Genomic DNA, 3,697 nt, shown 5'->3' with positions numbered 1-3,697 from the left:
TCAGCGGAGAGGTCTGGACGCTGACGCTCGCCGGCCGCGCCTACGCGGTCACCGCAGGCGGTGCGGTCAGCTCGCTCGCCGACATCGCGGCGGCGCTTGCCAAGGCGGTGCACGACGACAACACACTCGAGGGCCTGGTCGCGAGGCTGGCGGGCGCGATCGACGCGCGCGCCGGCTACGACGCGACGGTGAGCGGCACCGACCTCACCATCCTCAGCGCCGGCGGCCCGGTCACCGCCAAGCTAAGGGACGGTGCGGGCACCGTGGTGCGGGAAGCGAGCGCCGCCGCTGCGAACGTGACGCTGAGCCTGGGCGGCCTTGCGCCGGCGCAGGGCGAACTGTGGACCGTCGAGATCAACCTCGGCAGCACGCCGACCGTGGTCAGCGCGGTCGCCTTCGAGCGCTTCACTGCCGCCAGCGAGGGCGCGGCGATACTGGTGACCGATCTCTCGGGGACGCCGTTCACGCCGCAGCTCGTGATCACGCCGGTGAGCAACTACGAGATCGACGCCACCACGCCGAAGGCCTTCATCGGCGTTCTGGACAGCACCCCGACCGACACGAACGTCTGGCACGTCACGCTGCACGGCCCGGCCGGCGCCAACCCGGTGTTCAACCTGACCATCGCCGGCCAGACCCAGGCGCAGATCGCGAGCCTGTTCGCCGCCTTGGTCAACAGCGGCGGGCCCTCTGCGCTCACGGCGCTCGCCGAGGGCAACCAGCTCGCCATCGTGGCGCGCGACGGCAGCGCCTGGACGGCGTCCTTCGCCATCGACCCGGTGCCGGGTGCCACGACGCCGCCCGACGCCGCGCCGGCCTACTCGACGCAGGCCGCGGTTTCCGACACGCTGGGCGCGACGACCGTGAGCTTCACCGGCGCGCTGCATCCGCGCGAGATCTGGTCGCTGACGGTGAGCGGGCAGCGCTTCGACGTCTCGGTGGGCGAGACCTATTCGGTCGGCGGCCAGGCCATCGTGGCAGACAGCGCCGATGCGCTCGCCGCGATCTTCGCGGGCACCATCAACAACCCGGCCAATGGCCTGGTTGCGGCCGGCTTCCATGCCGTGTCGAACGGCAACGAGCTCGTGATCGTCAAGCGCTCGGGTGCGAGCTTCGCCGCGTTCACGACCAGCCTGCGCTTCATCCCGGCGCTCGACAACACCGCCGAGGGCCTCTACCAGATCGCGCCGGCGGGCGGTGCCGCCGCGATCGAGCTGGTTGGCGCGCCGCTGCTGGGCGAGACGTGGACCGTGGCACTGGGCGGCCCGCTCAGCTACAGCTACATCGCGGCGCGCGACGACAGCCTGGCGATCGTCGCGCGCGCGCTGGCGACGCAGATCAACAACGACCCGAACGCGTCCGATTACGTCGCCTCGGTCGAAGGCAACCGGCTGGTGGTCGTCAACGTCGCGGGCGCGGTCACGGCGGCCGTCACCGTCAGCGCGGCCGACGGCAGCGCCGCCGCCAGCCAGAACACCGAGCTCGTCGCCGACGCCACGCAGCGAGACGCCTGGACGGCGACGCTCGCCGGCGCGCCGGCCGTGGGCGAAGTCTGGCGCGTGACGGTGGACGGCATCCACTACGACCACGCCGTGGCCGCGGACGAGACCACCGCCGACATCGCCGCGGCGCTTGCCGCCAGCATCAACCTGGGCGGCAGCCATGCGGCGATCAGCGAGGGCCGCACGCTGACGATCGTCGATTTCACCGGCCCGTTCCCGTCGGCGACCGCGGCGAGCTTCCAGATCGCGAGCGCGCTGGCGCCGACGGTCTTCAACGCCGACGCGCGCTTCACCGGCTCGACCAACCTCGGCGCGTCGAGCGCGGCGGTGACGCTGCCGGGCGGCTCGCTCGGCGCCGACCTCGGCTACACGCTGCTGTTGCGCGCGGGCCAGGCCGCCAGCCAGCACTTCTACCTGACCAGCGCGGGCGACACGGCGGCAAACGTGGTGCGCGCGCTCGCCGCCGACGTCAACGTCAACGCGAACGCCGACTTCACCGCCCTCGCGCGCGGCAACACGGTCTACGTGGTCAACCGCGCGGGCACGGGATTCAGCATCGCCAACGCCGCGGCGGCGCTGCCCGACGGCGTGGCCAAGGTGGTGACCCTGAGCGCCGCCACGCTGTTCCCGGGCGAGGTCTGGACCATCTTCCTCGACGATTCGACCTTCGCGACCACGCACCTGCACGTGGTCGCCGCGGGTGAGACGCTCGCGGACGTGGCGCGCGAGCTGGCCAACAGCATCGTGGCGAACGGCGTGGTGACCTTCACGGCGACGTCCGACGGCAGCCGCGTGCTGATCACCAACCTCGCGGGCCAGGCCTTCGTCGCCACCGCCGAGGTGACGCCGGCCGGCCAGTCTTCCATCGTCGAGACGCGCAAGTTCAACACTCCGGTGCCGGGCAACCACTACTTCTACCGCCCGGTCAACCTGAACACGCGCGTCGACGAGGCGACTCAGGTCGACACGATGACCGTGTACAACGGCAACAGCCCGGCCGACGACACCGGCATGCTGACGTCCGACCAGATCACCGGCCTCGGCATGGCGGACGGCACGGTGATCGCCGGGCGCGACCTGCCGGGCGGCATCGTGTACCGCGACCTCGAGGTGCTCAACATCGAGCTGGGCAGAGGCGTCGACCGCTTCACGGTGGTTTCGACGCACACCGGTTCGACCAACATCTTCACCGGCGCCGGCGCCGACATCATCACGGTGCAGTCGATCGACGGCCATACCCGCATCGAGGCCGGCGACGGCGACGACCAGATCTGGGTGGGCAGCGACGCGGCGGCCAGCCTGCCGACTGCGCCGAACCTGCTCGGAACGGTGCGCGTGCTGCTCACGATCGACGGCGGCGCCGGCAACGACACGATGTACGTGGACGACCACGCGCAGACGGGCGACGCCACGGGGATCCTGACCGGCTCGACGATCACCGGCCTGGGCATGCCGTCGGTCTCCGAGGTGCAGACCATCCACGTGCAGGCCGCCGACGGCGTCTACACGCTGCGCATCGCCGACCAGACGATCGACTCGCAGACGGCGACCACCACGCTGGTGCAGCTCAGCGGCACGCCGATCAACGGCGACAAGTGGCGCATCGTGATCGACGGCGACCTCGTGCACGCGATCACCACCACGGTCGCGACGGGTGGCATCGACACGGTCGCGGAGATCGCCGCCGACCTCGCCGCGCAGATCAACGCGAGCGCCACCTACGGCGGCTTCGTCGCCACCGCCGAAGGCACCACGCTCGTCATCGTCAATCCGTCGGGCGAGGGCTTCCAGGCGGTGTTCCAGATCATCACCGTCGCCACAGCGCCGACCGCGGCGGTCGAGGAAATCGCGGGCGCGACGACGACCGCGGTGCTGTCCGGCACGCTGAAGCAGAACGACATCTGGAACTTCACGGTGTCCGGCCAGGCGCTGCCGGGCCTGACCATCGGCGCGGGCACCACGCTCGCGCAGCTGGCGGGCCTGCTCGCCGACGCGATCAACAACGCCGCCTCGCTGCCCACCTACCTCGCGCTCGCGGTGGGCGACTCGGTGGTGATCATGGATCGCGCCCCGACGCCGACGCGGCCGGCGATCTCGCTGAGCATCGCGCTCGCGGCCGGCGCGGGCACCGGCAGCTCGATGGACGCCGACCGCACGGTGTCCTCGGTCGCGCTGTCGCTGAGCGGCACGCCGGT

The 3,697-nt window shown here is 71.5% G+C and carries 1 protein-coding gene; it reads left to right on the top strand.

The genetic code is table 11. The annotated features are described in order from the left end of the window. A partial coding sequence (locus WC493_RS22150; RefSeq protein WP_373068618.1) for a hypothetical protein occupies positions 1 to 3,697 on the top strand: 3,697 nt, incomplete at both ends.

It is taken from the genome of Zavarzinia sp., assembly GCF_041650655.1.
Classification (GTDB): Bacteria; Pseudomonadota; Alphaproteobacteria; order Zavarziniales; family Zavarziniaceae; genus Zavarzinia.
This window is presented reverse-complemented; position numbering and strand designations above follow the sequence as displayed.